General features: G+C 68.5%; 15 protein-coding genes and 2 pseudogenes. 9 read left to right on the top strand and 8 right to left on the bottom strand.

Annotation, left to right across the window (positions count from 1 at the left end):
- Window positions 1–82: 82 nt before the first annotated feature.
- On the bottom strand, window positions 83–730 hold the full coding sequence (locus OG878_RS26730; RefSeq protein WP_328889129.1) for a hypothetical protein: 648 nt from the start codon (window positions 728–730) through the stop codon (window positions 83–85).
- 244 nt (window positions 731–974) lie between these two features.
- On the opposite strand from OG878_RS26730, the gene OG878_RS26725 reads away from it, so the two are divergent.
- Together OG878_RS26725 and OG878_RS26720 are read left to right on the top strand one after the other, a co-directional pair.
- A complete protein-coding gene (locus OG878_RS26725) occupies window positions 975–1184 on the top strand; it encodes a hypothetical protein (protein ID WP_328889128.1) in 210 nt (69 codons plus the stop codon).
- 87 nt (window positions 1185–1271) lie between these two features.
- A pseudogene (locus tag OG878_RS26720) lies at window positions 1272–1415 on the top strand (IS5/IS1182 family transposase); the annotation flags it as partial.
- Between the two features lie 28 nt (window positions 1416–1443).
- Here OG878_RS26720 and OG878_RS26715 read toward each other — a convergent pair.
- Complete coding sequence (locus OG878_RS26715) at window positions 1444–2376, bottom strand: oxidoreductase (RefSeq protein ID WP_328889127.1); 933 nt, start codon at window positions 2374–2376, stop codon at window positions 1444–1446.
- Between the two features lie 104 nt (window positions 2377–2480).
- Between OG878_RS26715 and OG878_RS26710 the strand changes: the two genes are divergently transcribed.
- Window positions 2481–3065 (top strand): TetR family transcriptional regulator, encoded by a 585-nt coding sequence (locus OG878_RS26710; protein ID WP_328889126.1) that lies wholly within the window; start codon window positions 2481–2483, stop codon window positions 3063–3065.
- A gap of 7 nt (window positions 3066–3072) precedes the next feature.
- Here the strand turns inward: OG878_RS26710 and OG878_RS26705 are convergent.
- The 3 genes and pseudogenes from OG878_RS26705 to dusB all read right to left on the bottom strand — a co-directional run.
- Window positions 3073–3232: pseudogene (locus OG878_RS26705) on the bottom strand (IS5/IS1182 family transposase); the annotation flags it as partial.
- 549 nt (window positions 3233–3781) lie between these two features.
- Entirely contained in the window at window positions 3782–6520 is a 2739-nt protein-coding gene (ppdK, locus tag OG878_RS26700; RefSeq protein ID WP_443049171.1) for a pyruvate, phosphate dikinase, read from the bottom strand.
- Window positions 6521–7144: 624 nt separating this feature from the next.
- Complete coding sequence (gene dusB, locus OG878_RS26695) at window positions 7145–8293, bottom strand: tRNA dihydrouridine synthase DusB (RefSeq protein WP_328889124.1); 1149 nt, start codon at window positions 8291–8293, stop codon at window positions 7145–7147.
- A 183-nt stretch (window positions 8294–8476) separates the two neighbouring features.
- Here dusB and OG878_RS26690 point away from each other — a divergent pair, with 183 nt between their 5' ends.
- Complete coding sequence (locus OG878_RS26690) at window positions 8477–9979, top strand: MFS transporter (protein ID WP_328889123.1); 1503 nt, start codon at window positions 8477–8479, stop codon at window positions 9977–9979.
- A 481-nt stretch (window positions 9980–10460) separates the two neighbouring features.
- On the opposite strand, the gene OG878_RS26685 is transcribed toward OG878_RS26690, so the two are convergent.
- Window positions 10461–10682 (bottom strand): DUF6243 family protein, encoded by a 222-nt coding sequence (locus OG878_RS26685; RefSeq protein WP_328889122.1) that lies wholly within the window; start codon window positions 10680–10682, stop codon window positions 10461–10463.
- Between the two features lie 292 nt (window positions 10683–10974).
- Between OG878_RS26685 and OG878_RS26680 the strand changes: the two genes are divergently transcribed.
- Together OG878_RS26680 and OG878_RS26675 are read left to right on the top strand one after the other, a co-directional pair.
- The gene (locus OG878_RS26680) at window positions 10975–11982 is read left to right on the top strand and encodes an aldo/keto reductase (RefSeq protein WP_328889121.1); all 1008 of its coding nucleotides are present in this window, start codon (window positions 10975–10977) and stop codon (window positions 11980–11982) included.
- 78 nt (window positions 11983–12060) lie between these two features.
- A complete protein-coding gene (locus tag OG878_RS26675) occupies window positions 12061–12645 on the top strand; it encodes a TetR family transcriptional regulator (protein ID WP_328889120.1) in 585 nt (194 codons plus the stop codon).
- 69 nt (window positions 12646–12714) lie between these two features.
- Here OG878_RS26675 and OG878_RS26670 read toward each other — a convergent pair whose 3' ends face one another.
- Both OG878_RS26670 and OG878_RS26665 read right to left on the bottom strand, forming a co-directional pair.
- The gene (locus OG878_RS26670; RefSeq protein WP_030921017.1) at window positions 12715–12918 is read right to left on the bottom strand and encodes a hypothetical protein; all 204 of its coding nucleotides are present in this window, start codon (window positions 12916–12918) and stop codon (window positions 12715–12717) included.
- 102 nt (window positions 12919–13020) lie between these two features.
- Complete coding sequence (locus OG878_RS26665) at window positions 13021–14403, bottom strand: glycine--tRNA ligase (protein WP_277326102.1); 1383 nt, start codon at window positions 14401–14403, stop codon at window positions 13021–13023.
- Window positions 14404–14558: 155 nt separating this feature from the next.
- Between OG878_RS26665 and OG878_RS26660 the strand changes: the two genes are divergently transcribed.
- The 3 genes from OG878_RS26660 to OG878_RS26650 are packed head-to-tail and all read left to right on the top strand — an operon-like array spanning window position 14559 to window position 17259.
- The gene (locus OG878_RS26660; RefSeq protein ID WP_328889119.1) at window positions 14559–15512 is read left to right on the top strand and encodes a metal ABC transporter substrate-binding protein; all 954 of its coding nucleotides are present in this window, start codon (window positions 14559–14561) and stop codon (window positions 15510–15512) included.
- 38 nt (window positions 15513–15550) lie between these two features.
- Window positions 15551–16333 carry a metal ABC transporter ATP-binding protein gene (locus tag OG878_RS26655; RefSeq protein WP_328889118.1) on the top strand — a complete coding sequence of 261 codons (783 nt, stop codon included), beginning with the start codon at window positions 15551–15553 and terminating at the stop codon, window positions 16331–16333.
- Window positions 16330–17259, top strand: coding sequence for a metal ABC transporter permease (locus OG878_RS26650; protein ID WP_328891389.1), 930 nt, complete (start codon window positions 16330–16332; stop codon window positions 17257–17259). Before OG878_RS26655 ends, OG878_RS26650 begins: the two co-directional genes overlap by 4 nt.
- Window positions 17260–17262: the final 3 nt, after the last annotated feature.

Raw genomic sequence — 17262 nt, 5'->3', positions numbered from 1 at the left:
GCACGTACCGCGCGTGCCAGTTCCGCTCGTTCCGGGTCTTGGAAGGGGAGGTCACGGAGTAGGAGGTCAAGGTGGTGGAGGCCTACTGATCCGTCGGCGCGGTCTCCTTGAAGTGCTGCTTGCTGGTGTTGGTGGCGCCGGGGCTGTTGATGTTGGTGTTCGTGCTGATGTTGTTGAACATCGGGATCACGCCGCTGAGGCTGATGGGGAGCAGCGACCCGCCTCCGCCGCCTCCGCCGTTGCAGTTGGAGCCGGGGATGTTGGTCGAGTCGCTGGCCGAGTCGCTGATGCCACCGGTGGCGCCGACGACAGTGGCGATGTTGGTGATGGTGCAGGGAGCGTCGGCGGCGACGTCGGTGACGAGTTCCAGCGTGTAGTTGTCACCGGGCTGCAGCACGCCGGTGTCGCAGACCAACCGGTCTCCGCCGGGGCTTGTGCAGTTAACCGGGGCCGAGTTGCTGAGGAACCGCACCCCCGGGGAAGTGAGCCCGGTGGGGAGGACGTCCGTCATCCGAGTCCCGGACGGGGTCGCCTCGGTGCCGCTGTTGATGACGGTGATGCGGTAGATCCCCTCCCCACCGCGGGAGAAGTCCCCGACATGGGTCTTGGTGATGTCCAGCTGGGCCTGCGCCTGGGCGGGGGTGACCCCGAGGGTGAACGGCAGCGCGACGCCCAGCCCCAGGACGGTGCCGAGCGCGGCGATACGCCGCTTCAACATGTGGATGCTCATGGTGGCCTTCCCCTTCAGGTGAAAATCCGTCGCGACGGATATGTGCACACCCGGGAACAAGCCGGGGTGCTGCCGGATCACGGGTGCGGTCGCCGCATCACCTGATCGCCGCGCTCACGTCACACGTGTGCCGCAGCTGTGCTGCCGCCGCCAGTTCGACGAAGGTGCTTGCCGGATCAGGCCGGCACGGGACGCTAACCGTGACGCGCATGCGGTGACCTGCCACCAGTCGCACCCTGGAGGCATGAGCGCGCCGATAGTCGTCCATGGCCTCTCCGCCACCGGTGGGCGAAGGGTCACCATCAACGGGCAGATCGTCGGGCTTGCCCACGACGATCGCGACCTCGTCGAATTTCTGCGGCGGGCCGGCCTCGACGACGCCTGGGACATCCTCGACGACCCGCACTGGATCGAATGGCGCGGCGGACGAGCCCACCGGTACGAAGCGGCGTAGCCGAACGCTCAGCTATTCGCTCGCTGCCGAGTCGTCGAGCACGAGCCCCACGTACTGCTCGGCTGCCACAGCCTGTACGAGCCGCAGCGGCACGCCCGCTGCTATGAGCGCCGGGCCATCGTCATCAACGCCTTTTTCGATCTCGCCGACACGATCATCACCGTGCGGAGTCTGATCCGACAGGCGTGGACAACCCACCGCTGGGCCGAACGCCCGAATCGCCGGCCATGACCTCACGCTCGTCCGCGCGAGCTGTTCGTTAGGAAGTGGCAAACAGGAACCGCACGTCGGTGAGTTGTTCTGACAGTTCCCACAGACGGCGGCCGGTCTGGGGATCGGCTGCCGCGGTGGACAACTTCACTTGCGTGGGGCCGCCTCGCAGCTCGGCAAAGCCGTCCGGCCCGATGAACTCACCGCCCTTCACGTCCGGGGCGGTGGCCGCGTACAGCTGGGGCAATGCACCCTGCTCCGGGGACTGTGCGAGCGGGGTGAGGACGCGGCCGAACAGCACCTTCACCATGCCGACCGGCGCGCTTGTTTGGAGGTTGGTGGAGGTGTAGCCGGGGTGGGCGAGCAGGCTGCGCACCGAGCTGTGGGCCGCGGTCAGCCTCCGGTGGAGTTCCCATCCGAAGACGGCGTTGGCGAACTTCGACTGGTTGTAGAACCCCATGGGCGAGTACTTGCGCTGGCCGGAAAGGTCGTCGAAGTAGAGGTGCCCCTGCCGGTGGTTGGTCGAACTTACTGTGACCACGCGGGGGTCATTGCCGTCGGTCAGCAAGTCGAGCAGTAGACCAGTGAGCGCGAAGTGGCCGAGGTGGTTGCAGGCGAACTGCAACTCGTGGCCCTGGGCGCTCAGTGAGCGGGGCGGCGCCATCACGCCGGCGTTGTTGACGAGCACGTCCAGCCGCGGATGATCGGCGCGCAACTGATCGGCGAACGCTCGGACCGAATCGAGATCGGCCAGGTCGAGGCGGCGCACCTCAAGGGCGGCGCCAGGCTGCTCAGCGGTGATCTCTGCGGCGGCCAGGTGGCCTTTGGCCTCGTCGCGTACCGCGAGGATCACGTGCCCGCCCTTGCGGGCGAGTGCCCGGGTGGTCGCCAGGCCGAGGCCGCTGTTGGCTCCGGTGACGACAAACATCCGCTTGGCCTGGTCCGGGATCTGATCGGCAGTCCAGCGCTGGTTCTCCGTCATGCGGCATACGTTGCCGTCCATGACACTTGATGTCAAGCAGTTACCGAGTGCCATGGATGGCAAAGCGATAGGATTGCCCGGTGAGCCCCCACCCTGAAGTCACCATGGCCCAGCGCAAACGCCAGCTCGTCTCCAACGAGCTGAGCGAAGCGGCGCTGCAGCTACTGGCGCTGAAGGGGTTCGAAGCGGTCACCATCGACGAGATTGCGGCCACCGCCGGCGTGTCCAAGCGAACGTTCTTCCGGTACTTCGCTTCCAAGGAGGACGTGGTCGTCCAGTTCCTGGCCGACATGGGCACCGGCATGCGCGCAACGCTGGCGTCTCGCCCCATCGAGGAGCAGCCTTCTGTGGCCCTGCAGCACACCGTCTGGGTCTCCATGGCCGCCTGCGCCGACCATTCCGACAGGACGCTGCGCGTGGTTCAGCTGATTCTGCGCACGCCCGCACTGCGCGCACGCTTCCTGGAGCGCCAGGACCAGTGGCGCGACGACCTGGCAGCAGAGTTGGCGCAGCGCCTCGGGCTCGGCCCCGACACCGATCTGTACCCGCAGCTAGCCGCCGGGATGGCGCTCACCGCCTTCGACACCGTGCTGCAACGGTGGAGCGGCAGCGACGGTGCGGAGGACCCCGCCGAACTGACCGATCGGGCCTTCGCCACAATTGCCCCGGCATTGGACGCTGTTGAGTGAGCTGTCTTGCAGCCGTCGAGAGATTTCTGCGCAGGAGTTGCAGGAGTTTGTCGAAGATGTCGGGTCGCTGATGCGCGGGCAGTGGCAGCCGAGCGGATGGTCCGGGTGGTATACCGGCCGCTTGGGCAGCAGGGCCGCGAATGGTCCCAGAGCAGTTCTGTCACCATGAGGACAGCGCGAGCACAGGTCTGCCCAGTGATCACAGAGCGTCGCAGCTCCATGATCACCAGGGTCTGTGCCCGTTCTGCCGCTGGGCTCCCCCACCGCGCCTATCTGTGCGACCTCTTAGAGCTCTGATTCCGGCGTGGACAGGCTAGGAGCACGTTCAATCGGCACGGCTGGCCACGCCAGAGCAATGACGGCGATCATCGTCCCCGGAAACAGACGCTTGGCTCGACGATGACCGATCCGACTGTGAAACCACGCTAAGGCGGCCGGCTTCGACGCCAGCGCAAGTTGCCCCGCTGACGCGTGACGGACCCAGCCATGCCGCCATGGAGGGCACAACGGCGTCACGCGGGTTCAACGGCAACCAACGCCAGCAAACACCGTTTGGCCTGGTCAGCGACGTAGCTTGACAGGCTCCGCAGATGATGCAGGAAGCGGCGGCACCCCCGCACAGGGTGCCGCCGCTTCCAGGTAGTCCGGAGCCGCCGTCGGGTCGATGAGGGTCGAGTGGGCCGACGACGGCCCCGGAGGCCGGGGGTGGGTTCAGGTCAGCGGCTGTCGCTGCCCTTCGACTCCGCGGCGGCGCGGCCCGCTTCGAGGCGCGCGACCGGGATCCGGAACGGCGAGCAGGAGACGTAGTCGAGTCCCACCTCGTGGAAGAAGTGCACCGACTCCGGGTCGCCGCCGTGCTCGCCGCAGACGCCGAGCTTGAGGTCCGGGCGGGTGGCCCGGCCGGCCGCGACGGCGCTGCGGACCAGGGAGCCGACGCCGTCCTTGTCGATCGTCTCGAACGGCGACACCCCGAAGATGCCCTTCTCCAGGTACGCGGTGAAGAACGAGGCCTCCACGTCGTCACGGGAGAAGCCCCACACCGTCTGGGTCAGGTCGTTCGTGCCGAAGGAGAAGAACTGCGCGGCCTCGGCGATCTGACCGGCGGTCAGCGCTGCACGCGGCAGCTCGATCATCGTGCCGATGGACAGCTTCAGCTCGGTGCCGGTGGCCGCCTCGACCTCGGCGATGACCCGGTCGGCCTCCTCGCGGACGATCTCCAGCTCCTGGACCGTGCCGACCAGCGGAATCATGATCTCGGGGCGCGGGTCGCCCTTGGCGTTCTTGCGGTGCGCGGCGGCCTCGGCGATCGCCCGGACCTGCATCGCGAACAGGCCGGGGATGACCAGACCGAGCCGTACCCCACGCAGGCCGAGCATCGGGTTCTGCTCGTGCAGCTTGTGCACGGCCTGCAGGAGGCGCAGATCGTTCTCGTTGGCGTCCTTGCGGGACTCGGCGAGCGCGACCCGCACCGACAGCTCGGTGATGTCCGGCAGGAACTCGTGCAGCGGCGGGTCGAGCAGCCGTACGGTGACGGGCAGCCCGTCCATCGACTCGAAGAGCTCGATGAAGTCGGCCTTCTGCAGCGGCATCAGCGCGGCCAGCGCGCTCTCGCGCTCGTCGTCCGTGTCCGCGAGGATCAGCTTCTCGACCATCTCGCGGCGCTCACCGAGGAACATGTGCTCCGTGCGGCACAGACCGATGCCCTGGGCGCCGAAGCGGCGGGCCCGCAGCGCGTCCTCGGCGTTGTCGGCGTTGGCCCGCACCCGCAGTCGGCGGACCCGGTCCGCGTACGCCATGATCCGGTGCACGGCGGCGACCAGTTCGTCGGCGTCGTCGGCACCCGCGTGCATCCGGCCCTCGAAGTACTCGACGACCGGGGACGGGACGACGGGGACCTCACCGAGGTACACCTTGCCGGTCGAACCGTCCACGGAGACGATGTCGCCCTCCTCGACGACGGTCCCGCCGACGGTGAGCCGACGCCGCTTGGTGTCGACCTCGATCTCCTCGGCGCCGCAGACACAGGTCTTGCCCATGCCGCGGGCGACGACGGCGGCGTGCGAGGTCTTGCCGCCGCGCGAGGTCAGGATGCCCTCGGCGGCGATCATGCCGTCGAGGTCGTCGGGGTTGGTCTCCCGGCGGATCAGGATGACCTTCTCGCCGGAACGGGACCACTTGACGGCGGTGTACGAGTCGAAGACCGCCTTGCCGACCGCGGCACCCGGCGACGCGGCGATGCCACGGCCGAGCAGCTGCGTCTTGGCGTTCTCGTCGAAGCGCGGGAACATCAGCTGCGCCAGCTGCGCCCCGCTGACCCGCTGCAGCGCCTCGGCCTCGTCGATGAGCCCCTGGTCGACCAGCTGCGTGGCGATCCGGAACGCGGCACCGGCGGTGCGCTTGCCGACCCGGGTCTGGAGCATCCACAGCTGGCCGCGCTCGATGGTGAACTCGATGTCGCACAGGTCCTTGTAGTGCGTTTCGAGGGTCTGCATGATCTGGATCAGCTGGTCGTACGACTTCTTGTCGATCGACTCGAGCTCGGCGAGCGGAACGGTGTTGCGGATACCGGCGACGACGTCCTCGCCCTGCGCGTTCTGCAGGTAGTCGCCGTACACACCGGCGTGGCCGCTGGCCGGGTCGCGGGTGAACGCGACACCCGTACCGGAGTCCGGTCCGAGGTTGCCGAAGACCATCGAACAGATGTTGACGGCCGTGCCGAGGTCGCCGGGGATGCGCTCCTGGCGGCGGTAGAGCTTGGCCCGGTCGGTGTTCCACGAGTCGAAGACGGCCTTTATGGCCAGGTCCATCTGCTCACGCGGGTCCTGCGGGAAGTCACGCCCGGCGTCGCGCGTGACGATCTTCTTGAACTGCTTGACGATCTTCTTCAGGTCGGCCGCGTCGAGATCCACGTCGACGGTGACGCCCTTGGCCTCCTTCGCGGCCTCCAGCGCCTCCTCGAAGAGGTCGCCGTCGACACCGAGGACCGTCTTGCCGAACATCTGGATGAGGCGGCGGTACGAGTCCCAGGCGAACCGCTCGTCGCCGGCCTGGGCGGCGAGTCCGACGACGGACTCGTCGGAAAGGCCGATGTTGAGAACCGTGTCCATCATGCCGGGCATCGAGAACTTCGCGCCGGAGCGGACCGAGACCAGCAGCGGGTCGTCGGACTGGCCGAGCTTCTTGCCCATCTGCTTCTCGAGGGCGTCGAGGTGTGCACTGACCTCGTCGCGCAGCTCCGTCGGCTCGTTGCCGCTGTCGAGGTAGACCTTGCACGCCTCGGTGGTGATCGTGAAGCCCGGAGGGACGGGCAGCCCGAGGTTGGTCATCTCGGCGAGGTTGGCGCCCTTCCCGCCGAGCAGGTCCTTCAGATCCTTGTTGCCCTCGGTGAAGTCATAAACGAACTTCTGACCCTGGAGCTCCGGGGTGGATACGTGGAGATCTTTGTTTTCCGACACGGGTCTCGACTCCTCGAGGACGCGGGTGGCTGCCCTGACGGCCAGGAACATACCCAGATCGAAGGTGCCTGGGTACGTCCACTTGCGCGTCATGCGGCCTTAACCACTCGTCCGCCAGCAGATCGAAAGTTGCGTACGAGTCCACCCCTCAAAGGACATTCGTTCAACTTATGAACTCATTACTACATAGCGTGCCCTACCTGTCATAGATCCCGCACGCTGGGTAACAGATGCATCGATCGATCAAAGTAAAGCCCCGTGGCACCCAGTGCCATCATTTGAGAAATGCATCCCTCGAAAACCCGCTCATCTGAGCGATGGATGTCTCAAGGTGGCGAGAATCACGCCGCGAAGGGCGCTCAGATGTCACCATCCGGACGACCCAAGAGCTACGTACGGTCACTCGACGACCGCAGGGGGCGAATGAATTGCCACCAAGCTGCGGCCGGCGCCCTCCGATGCACCCCCAGTCGACCGGTTGACCTCGAATCCATGCCTCGCGGGCGCTCAAATGAGCGAGGCTGGAATGAGGGCACCCGGTGCCCGGGGCCGGAGACGCGAAAGGGCCCCGCGGGGGTGGAGTGCCACCCTCCGCAGGGCCCTGTCCGAACCGGCGCCGCCGCCTCAGCCGCCCGATGTGTCGAGCTCCGCCTCCGCGCTCACGCCCGAGCAGTCGTAGGGGTCCTTCAGCCAGCCGTCCGGCAGCACGACACGGTTGTTGCCCGAGGTGCGCCCGCGCGGTCCGTCCGCACCGTCAGGCCACGCCTGGTCCAGGTCGAGCTCGTGCAGCTGCGCGCCCAGCTCCTCGAGTGACGAGGTGACCGCGAGCTTCTTGCGCATCTCGGAGCCGACCGAGAAGCCCTTGAGGTACCACGCCACGTGCTTGCGGAAGTCGATCACGCCACGGGTCTCGTCGCCGATCCACTCCCCCAGCAGCGTCGCGTGCCGCAGCATGACGGTGGCGACCTCCCGGAGCGACGGCGCCTGCCTCGTCTCCGTACCCTCGAAGGCGCTCACGAGGTCACCGAAGAGCCAGGGCCGTCCCAGGCAGCCGCGGCCCACGACCACGCCGTCACATCCCGTCTCGCGCATCATCCGGCGGGCGTCGTCCGCGCACCAGATGTCGCCGTTGCCGAGGACGGGGATCTCGGGAACGTGTTCCTTGAGACGGGCGATGGCGTCCCAGTCGGCGGTGCCGCCGTAGTGCTGGGCGGCGGTCCTGCCGTGCAGGGCGACGGCCGTGACGCCCTCCTCCACCGCTATCCGCCCCGCGTCGAGGTAGGTGAGGTGGTCGTCGTTGATGCCCTTCCGCATCTTGATGGTGACCGGCAGGTCACCGGCGTTGGAGACCGCCTGGTTGAGGATCGCGCGCAGCAGCGGGCGCTTGAACGGAAGCGCCGAGCCACCGCCCTTGCGCGTCACCTTGGGTACCGGGCAGCCGAAGTTCAGGTCGATGTGGTCGGCGAGGTTCTCGTCGACGATCATGCGGACGGCCTTGCCGACCGTGACCGGGTCCACTCCGTACAGCTGGATCGAGCGCGGAGTCTCGCTCGCGTCGAAGTGGACGAGCTGCATGGTCTTCTCGTTGCGCTCGACCAGCGCCCGCGTCGTGATCATTTCGCTGACGAACAGCCCCTTGCCGCCGGAGAACTCCCGGCACAGGGTGCGGAACGGCGCGTTGGTGATACCGGCCATGGGTGCGAGCACCACGGGAGGCTGCACGGTGTGCGGGCCGATCCGGAGCAGGGGGAGCGAGGGGGCGAGCGTGGTCATTGCTCCATTGTCGCGTACGGCGGAAGCGGCTTCGGGCCCCGTTCGGATCACATGGGGCGCGCGCGGCCCGGATCCGGACGAAAGACCCTGGGCGGTATCGCTTCGGGCGGCGTCCGGGGCCTTTCCGCGGCACGGCCGGTCTTCCTCGGAGCGCAAGTCATTAGTTAACCGTACTATCTATGTATGCCCGAGCTCAGCCACCGCCGTCGGCAGTTGGTTCTGGCGATCTGCTGCATGAGTCTGCTGATCGTCAGTCTCGACAACACGGTCCTCAATGTCGCCCTGCCCGCCATGCAGCGGGAACTGCACGCCACCGTCGCCGGCATGCAGTGGACCATCGATGCCTACACGCTCGTCCTCGCCTCGCTGCTGATGCTGTCGGGCTCCACCGCCGACCGGATCGGACGGGCGAAGGTCTTCAAGATCGGCCTCGTCCTGTTCACTCTCGGCTCGGTGCTCTGCTCCCTGGCGCCGAATCTGGAGTCGCTGGTCGCGTTCCGGATGGTGCAGGCGGTGGGCGGCTCGATGCTCAACCCCGTCGCGATGTCGATCATCACCAACACGTTCACCGACCCGCGCGAGCGCGCCCGCGCCATCGGTGTGTGGGGTGGTGTCGTCGGCATCTCCATGGCGGCGGGACCGGTGGTCGGCGGTCTGCTCGTGGACTCGGTCGGCTGGCGGTCCATCTTCTGGATCAATCTGCCGGTCGGCCTCGCCGCGCTGCTGCTCACCTGGCGGTACGTCCCCGAGTCCCGCGCCCCGAAGCCCCGCCGACCCGATCCGGTGGGACAGCTCCTGGTGATCGCGCTCCTCGGTTCACTGACGTACGCGATCATCGAGGCTTCCTCGGCGGGCTGGACCTCGCCGCGGATCCTGGCCTTCGCGGCGCTCGCCGCCTGTTCCTTGACCGGACTGCTGCTGTACGAGCCGCGGCGCACCGAACCCCTCATCGACCTGCGGTTCTTCCGCAGCGCCCCCTTCAGCGGCGCCACCGCCATCGCGGTCTGCGCCTTCGCCGCGCTGAGCGGCTTCCTCTTCCTCAACACGCTGTATCTGCAGAACGTGCGCGGCCTGAGCGCGCTGCACGCCGGTCTCTACATGCTGCCGATGGCGGCGATGACCTTTGCCTGCGCCCCCCTGTCGGGGCGGCTCGTCGGCAGCCGGGGGCCTCGGCTCTCGCTGCTCGTGGCGGGTGCGGCCATGACGGCGTGCGGGCTGCTGTTCGCCGCTTTCGACGCAGAGACACGGAATGTGCTGCTGTTCACCGGCTATGTGCTGTTCGGTGTCGGCTTCGGCATGGTGAACGCGCCGATCACCAACACCGCCGTCTCCGGGATGCCGCGCTCGCAGGCGGGCGTGGCGGCGGCGGTCGCCTCGACCAGCCGGCAGATCGGCGGAACGCTGGGCGTCGCGGTGATCGGTGCGGTGCTGGCGGCAGGCGTGGCGGGTGCAGGTTCCCCGCGCGGCGCCGGGTACGCCACCGCCTTCGCCGACGCGAGCAAACCCGCGTGGTGGATCATGACCGGCTGCGGTCTGGCGGTTCTCCTGATGGGGGCGCTGACCAGCGGACACTGGGCCCGCGAGACGGCACGCAGGACCGCCGCACGGCTGGAGGCGCCGAGCCATACGGGTGACCGCGGCCGGACCGGGGCCGGGGGCCAGGCTTCGGCGAGCGCCAAGGCGTGAGGGGTTCGAGCCGTTCCCGGGACTCCTCGCCGCAGGGGACGACGGGGACGTACGCCGGCGGAGCCGGGCGACCTCCTCGTGGCGTGGCCCGGGGGTGCGCCTGCGGCGGCCGCGCGAGAGTCCGACCCGCTCGGGGGTGATGCGCTCCCATCGGGCGCGCTGCCACTCGCCGTGTCCCTGATGACGCTGCCGGCGGAGGGGCGGCCCGCGGGCCGGCCGGTGTGCCGCGCGCGGGTCTCGCCGGGGCCGTTCCCGTACGCCACGCTCGCGTTCCACCGGATCGGGCAGCGAGCCGGCGCGTGCGGGCGGATCCCTCTGATTGCCGTACGCACGGCGTGAGCGGGAAAGGGCGGACGGGGTACGGGAACGTGCGTGGGCCCGGATCACCGACTGGTGATCCGGGCCCACGGTCGTACGGATGCGTCCGAGTACTTCCGGGCCTCCACGTCCTCCCGGATGCTTCGGCGCGCGCGAGGAGGCGTCAGCCCTGCGGGGCGGTGTCGCCCTCGGCCGCCGGCTGCTCGGACCGAGCGGACTCGGCCGACCGGGCGCGCTCCCGCATCTTGCGCAGCAGCTCCTGCTTCTGGTCGGCCACGGTCTTGCGGTCGGCGTTACGGGCAGGGCCTTCGCCCTGCTGATCGGCGCGGGACAGCTTCTTGCGCTGTCCACCGACACCGAGAAGGTTGTTGCGGCTCTTGGCCACGGGGTTCTCCCATGCGTGGTGAGTCGTGAAGGTCGTGAGCGACCTGAGTTCGATCCGATGGGCGGCGGGCGGCAACGATCCGGACCCGCCGCGCTCTCACTCGTAGATCTGGAAGAACGAAGACATGCGGGAACCGTACCCGGCCGGACCGGGCGCGGCACGCGCTTTTCGGCCCGGCCGGGCAAGGCCTCACAACAGTGGACTGACAGATATTGAAATCTGTCATCTCGTATGCCATAGTTCTGCCATGGCTGCACCAGAGCCGTTCCCCCACCACCACGGGAGTTCTTCAATGACCGCCATCCGCACCCTCGGCTCCACCGGCCCGCAGGTCTCCGCACTCGGCCTCGGCTGCATGGGCATGTCCGCGCTGTACGGCGAGAGCGACCGCACGGAGTCGATCGCCACCATCCACGCGGCGCTCGACGCCGGCATCACGCTGCTGGACACCGGCGATTTCTACGGCATGGGCCACAACGAACTGCTGATCAACGAGGCGCTGCGCACCGCCCCCGCCGCCGCTCGCGAACAGGCACTGACCAGCGTGAAGTTCGGCGCGCTGCGTACGGTCGAAGGCGCCTTCACGGGGTACGACGGCCGCCCGGCCGCCGTGAAGAATTTCGCCGCGTACTCGCTCCAGCGGCTCGGCACCGACCACATCGACATCTACCGGATCGCCCGCCTCGATCCCGATGTCCCGATCGAGGAGACCATCGGCGCCATCGCCGAGCTGGTCGAGGCCGGCCACGTCCGCCACATCGGCCTGTCCGAGGTCGGCCCCGAAACGATCCGGCGGGCGGCCGCCGTGGCCCCGATCTCCGATCTGCAGATCGAGTACTCGCTGATCTCCCGGTCCATCGAGGACGCGATCCTGCCGGTCTGCCGCGAGCTGGGCGTGGGCGTCACGGCGTACGGGGTGCTCTCGCGCGGCCTGATCAGCGGACACTTCACCCGTGACCGCGAGCTGGGTCCGGGCGACTTCCGTGCCATGAGTCCCCGTTTCCAGGGTGAGAACCTCCGGCACAACCTCGACCTGGTCGACGCCCTGCGCAAGATCGCCGAGCAGAAGGGCGCGTCGGTCGCCCAGATCGCCATCGCCTGGGTGCTCAGCCGGGGGACGGACATCGTGCCGCTGGTCGGCGCCCGCCGTCGTGACCGGCTCGCCGAGGCCCTCGGCGCCCTGGATGTCACGCTGGACGCCGCCGATCTCGCCGCCATCGAGGAGGCCGTCCCGGCAGGCGCGGCCGCCGGTCCGCGCTACCCGGAGAACCAGATGGCCCACCTCGACAGCGAGCGCTGAGCTCCGGGTACGGTCGTCGGGGCGCCCCTTGCCGGGCAGCGCCCCGAACGGCGCCCCCCGAAAGGCAGCAGAGACACCATGACGCCAGCCGACCCGCTGACCCCCGAGCGCATTCTCGAAGCCACCGAGGACGTGCTGCGCCGCTACGGCCCCGCCAAGGCGACGGTGGTCGACGTGGCCCGCGTGCTCGGCGTCAGCCACGGCAGCGTCTACCGCCACTTCCGCACGAAGGCGGCGCTGCGCGAGGCGGTGACCGGTCGCTGGCTGACCCGGACCGAGGTGGCCCTCACGGAGATCATCAACGCTTCGGAGGACCCCGCCCCGACCAAGCTGCAGCACTGGCTGGAAGCGCTGTTCGAGGCCAAGCGCCACAAGGCGGGTGACGACCCCGAGCTGTTCGCCACCTACATCGTGCTGATGGGTGAGAGCACGGTCGTCGAGGCGCACATCCGTGAACTGGTCGGCCAGCTGCGGGAGATCGTCGAGGAAGGCGTGCGCAGCGGGCAGTTCGCGGTGGACGATCCGGCGGTCACCGCGCAGGCGGTCTTCGACGCGACGGCACGCTTCCACGACCCGGCGTACGCCGCGGAGTGGCAGAACCCCACCATCGGCGCCGAGTTCACCGCCGTCTCGGACCTGCTGCTGCGCGGCCTGCGCGCGTAGCACCCCGACGCGCAGGACACCTTGGGGCGTCCGGGCCCTCGCTCGGACGTGGCAGCCGCCGGGCAGCCGTCAGGCGGTCGGGTCGACCGTGGCCTGGTGGGCCTCGGCGAGGTGTTCCTCGGCCTTGAGCCACGGCAGGAACTGCACACCCTTGCGCCAGTCGCAGGTGTCGCAGCTCAGTTGCCGCTGAATGCCCGACTTCCGTACGTGGACGACGTGTTCACGGCCGTGCTGATCCCATCTGCTGACCTTGCTGGTGGTCATGGACGGCATCCGAGCCTCCTGTCGACGCATGGTCGCGTGTGCGCCCAGTGTGCAACGAAGCCCCCGGTTCCGTACAAGGAACCGGGGGCTTCGCCGTGGAACCGTGGTGCGTCAGCAGCCCAGCAGCCGGGCGCCGAGGTACGCCTGGATCTGGTCCAGCGAGACGCGCTCCTGCTTCATGGAGTCGCGCTCGCGCACCGTCACCGCGTTGTCGTCGAGGGTGTCGAAGTCGACGGTGACGCAGAACGGCGTACCGATCTCGTCCTGACGACGGTAGCGGCGGCCGATGGCGCCCGCGTCGTCGAATTCGATGTTCCAGTTCTTCCGCAGGTCGGTGGCGAGGCCCTTGGCCTTCGGCGACAGCTGCGGGTTGCGGGAGAGCGGCAGCACCGCGACCTTGACCGGCGCGAGGCGCGGGTCAAGACGCATCACGGTGCGCTTCTCCATGACGCCCTTGGCGTTGGGCGCCTCGTCCTCGATGTAGGCGTCGAGGAGGAAGGCGAGCATCGAGCGGCCGACACCGGCCGCGGGCTCGATGACGTAAGGAGTCCAGCGCTCGCCGGCCTCCTGGTCGAAGAACGACAGGTCCGTGCCGGAAGCGGCGGAGTGGGCCTTGAGGTCGTAGTCCGTGCGGTTGGCGACGCCCTCCAGCTCGCCCCACTCGCTGCCGCCGAAGCGGAAGCGGTACTCGATGTCAGCGGTGCGCTTGGCGTAGTGGGAGAGCTTCTCCTTCGGGTGCTCGTACCACCGCATGTTCTCCTCGCGCATGCCCAGGTCCGTGTACCAGTTCCAGCGCTGCTCCATCCAGTACTCGTGCCACTGCTCGTCCTCGCCCGGCTTGACGAAGAACTCCATCTCCATCTGCTCGAACTCGCGGGTGCGGAAGATGAAGTTGCCCGGAGTGATCTCGTTCCGGAAGGACTTGCCCATCTGCGCGATGCCGAACGGCGGCTTCTTGCGCGAGGTCTGCTGCACCTGACCGAAGTTGGTGAAGATGCCCTGCGCGGTCTCGGGACGCAGGTAGGCGACCGAGCCGGAGTCCTGGGTCGGGCCGAGGTGCGTGGAGAGCAGACCCGAGAACTGCTTGGGCTCGGTGAAGGTGCCCTTGTTGCCGCAGTTGGGGCAGTTGAGGTCGGCGAGGCCGTTGACGGGCGGCTTGCCGTGCTTCTCCTCGTACGCCTCCTCCAGGTGGTCCGCGCGGAAGCGCTTGTGGCAGGAGGTGCACTCGGTCAGCGGATCGGTGAACGTGGCGACGTGGCCGGAGGCGACCCACACCTCGGGGGCCAGGATGACCGACGAGTCGAGACCGACCACGTCCTCGCGCGCGGTGACCATGTAGCGCCACCACTGGCGCTTGAGGTTCTCCTTCATCTCCACGCCCAGCGGCCCGTAGTCCCAGGCGGCCTTCTGGCCACCGTAGATCTCGCTGCAGGGGAATACGAAGCCACGGCGCTTGCTGAGGCTGACGATGGAGTCGATCTTGTCGGCGGCCACGGTGCTCTCTTCATTACGACGACGACGAACGGCGAATGCTTCAGATTACCGGCGGGCACGCCCCTGGGATCAAATCGGTGGGCGGACAGTTGGTCCGAGGGGCATCCCATCAGGCTTGTTGACAATCGTTTCCACTTTTGTTGAAAATGACTGTCATGAACGTACGCCGTCTCATACCCACCGCCGCAGTCGCCGGAGCAGTCGCCCTCGGTCTCACCGCGCTCTCCGCCTGCTCAGCCTCCAACGCCGCCGACGGCAAGAACGGCGACAAACTGGATGTGGTGGCGTCGTTCTATCCCATGCAGTTCCTGGCCGAGGAGATCGGCGGGGCCCATGTCTCGGTCACCACGCTGACCAAGCCGGGTGTCGAGCCGCACGATCTGGAACTCAGCCCGCGGCAGATCGGCGGGCTCAGCGACGCGGACTACGTCCTGTATCTCAAGGGTATCCAGCCCGCCGTCGACGACGCGATCGCGCAGTCCGGTGTCAGGAACACCGTCGACGCGGCGACGCTCACCACGCTGGAGGACCACGGCACCGAGACCGGCGGCGACGAGCACGGTCATGTGCACAAGGGCGAGGGGGCCGGGGCCGACCCGCACATCTGGCTGGACCCGGTGAAGTACGCCGAGGTCGCCAAGGGTGTCGGAAAGTCCCTGGAGAAGGCCGACCCGAACCACGCCGCGGACTACCGCAACAACACGGACGCCCTGGTCAAGAAGCTCGACGCGCTGAACACGTCGTACCGCAAGGGCCTGAGCGGCACCGCCACCAAGACGTTCCTCACCACCCACTCCGCCTTCGGATACCTCGCCGAGCGCTACGGGCTCATCCAGGAGGGCATCGCCGGCATCGACCCCGAGGCCGAGCCCAGCCCCGCCCGGATCAACGAGATCCACACCATCGCGGAGAAGAACCACGCCACCACCGTCTTCTTCGAGACGCTCGCCAGCGACAAGACCGCGAAGACCGTCGCCGCGGACACCGGACTGACGACCGACGTCCTCGACCCCCTCGAGGGAATCACCGCCAAGTCCAAGGGCGCTGACTACATCGAGGTCATGCAGTCCAACCTCGCCGCGCTCCAGAAGGCGCTCGGCGCGAAGTGACCCACGCAACACTCGCCACAGCAGCATCGGAGGCGCTCATGCCCGAGCCCCGGAGCACCAAGCCCGACCCCGTGATCACCCTGCGCGGAGCCACGGCCACGCTCGGCGCGCGCCCGGTACTGCGCGGCATCGACCTCACCGTGCACCGCGGTGAGGTCGTCGCGCTGCTCGGCGCCAACGGCTCCGGCAAGTCGACCGCCGTCCGGTCCGTCATCGGCCAGGTCCCGCTCACCGACGGCTCGGTCGAGCTGTTCGGCACCCCCCTGCGCCGCTTCCGCACCTGGGCGCGGATCGGCTACGTACCGCAGCGCACCACGGCGGCGAGCGGAGTGCCCGCCACGATCCGCGAGGTCGTCTCCGCCGGGCGGCTGTCCCGTGCGAGGCTGGGCCTGCTGCGCAGGGCGGACCGGGACGCCGTCGACCGGGCCATCGCGCTCGTCGGCCTCACCGACCGGGCCAAGGACTCGGTGAGCGCCCTCTCCGGCGGCCAGCACCAGCGCGTGCTGATCGCCCGGGCCCTCGCCGCCGAACCCGAGCTGCTGATCATGGACGAGCCGATGGCGGGCGTCGACCTGGCCAGCCAGGAGATTCTCGCCGAGACGCTGCGCGAGCAGGTCGCCTCCGGCACCACCGTGCTGCTCGTGCTGCACGAGCTGGGCCCCCTGGAGCCCCTCATCGACCGTGCGATCGTGCTCCGCGACGGCTGCGTGATGCATGACGGACCGCCCCCGAAGGCCCTGGGCCAGCACGCGCTGCCCGGCCACGACCACGTACACCCCCACGCGGCTTCCGAGCCCGCCCGGACGGGACTGCTGACCTGATGACGGAATTCCTCCAGCCCCCCTTCATGCAGCGGGCCCTGCTCGCCGCCGTACTCGTCGGCGTCATCGCCCCCGCCGTCGGCATCTACCTCGTGCAGCGCCGCCAGGCCCTGATGGGCGACGGAATCGGCCATATCGCGATGACCGGTGTCGGCCTCGGCTTCCTGCTGTCCACCAGCCCCGTCTGGATGGCCACGGCCGTCGCCGTCGTGGGTTCGGTGATCATGGAACTGGTCCGCTGGTACGGGCGCACCCGCGGCGACATCGCGCTGGCCATGCTGTTCTACGGCGGTATGGCGGGCGGTGTGCTGCTGATCAACCTCTCCGACACCGGCTCCAACGCCAACCTCACCTCGTACCTCTTCGGCTCGCTGTCCACGGTCTCGTCCGAGGACATCACCGCGATCTGTGTGCTGGCCGCCTTCGTGCTGCTGGTGACCCTGGGACTGCGGCGGCAGCTGTTCGCGGTCAGCCAGGACGAGGAGTTCGCCCGGGTCACCGGACTGCCGGTGCGCGCGCTGAATCTGCTGATCGCGGTCACGGCGGCGGTCACCGTCACCGTCGCCATGCGCGTCGTCGGTCTGCTGCTGGTCAGCGCGTTGATGGTGGTGCCGGTCGCTGCCGCGCAGCAGATCTCGAAGTCGTTCAAGGTGACGTTCGTGCTGTCCGTCGTCATCGGTACGGCGGTGACCCTGGCCGGCACCGTCACCTCGTACTACCAGGACGTACCGCCCGGCGCGACGATCGTGCTGCTGGCCATCGGCGTCTTCGTGGCCCTGACCCTGCTCGCCGCACCGCTGGCCGCACGGCGCGCACGCCGGGGCGAATCGGGATCGGCGCAGTGCACCCTGGAAGGGGCGGCCCCGGAAGCGACGACGCCGGAGGCACCCGCTGCCCACCCTGCCACCGATGACGTCCGGGTTTGACCC

This window comes from Streptomyces sp. NBC_00316, assembly GCF_036158715.1.
Lineage (GTDB): Bacteria > Actinomycetota > Actinomycetes > Streptomycetales > Streptomycetaceae > Streptomyces.
The sequence above is the reverse complement of the archived record's forward strand: the minus strand, read 5'-3'. Positions and strand labels throughout refer to the sequence as shown.